Source organism: Rhodoplanes sp. SY1, from assembly GCF_046000175.1.
In the GTDB taxonomy this organism is placed as follows: Bacteria; Pseudomonadota; Alphaproteobacteria; order Rhizobiales; family Xanthobacteraceae; genus Rhodoplanes.
The window spans coordinates 1-502 of record NZ_JBEOMB010000274.1; the positions used below are offsets into that span (position 1 = coordinate 1).

1 protein-coding gene is annotated in these 502 nt (G+C 70.9%); it reads left to right on the forward strand.

Annotation, left to right across the window (positions count from 1 at the left end):
- Nucleotides 1-502, forward strand: a 502-nt coding sequence (locus tag ABTU92_RS29075) for a TIGR03808 family TAT-translocated repetitive protein (protein WP_408095037.1), incomplete at both ends; no start/stop codon positions are given.

Below are 502 nucleotides of genomic sequence, written 5' to 3' on the forward strand. Positions count from 1 at the left end.
CTGGTGCTCGACGGCGGCGGCCGCCCGCTGCCGACCGACCGCGCCCTTCTGCACTGCGAGCAGGTCGACTCGCTGGGCGTCACCGGCTGCACGATCGCCGGTGCCGACGGCACGGCGATCTATCTCTATCGTTGCGCCGGCACGGTCGCCGGCAACCGCGTCACCGACACGGGCGACGTGGCGATCCAGGCGCGTGACGCCCGCGGCCTGGTGATCGCCCGCAACGTCGTCGCCGGGGCCGGCAACAACGGCATCCAGGTGCTGCGCTTCGAGGCCGGCGAGGACGGCACCCTGATCGTCGACAACCGCGTCACGAACATCCGCAACCGGGCCGGTGGCCAGGGCCAGTTCGGAAACGCCATCAACGTGTTCCGTGCCAACGGTGTGATCGTGCGCGGCAATCGCATCGCCGACTGCGCCTTCTCCGGCGTGCGCGGCAACTCGGCCTCCAACCTGCAGATCGTCGGCAACACGGTGACCCGGGTCGGCGAGACGGCGCTCT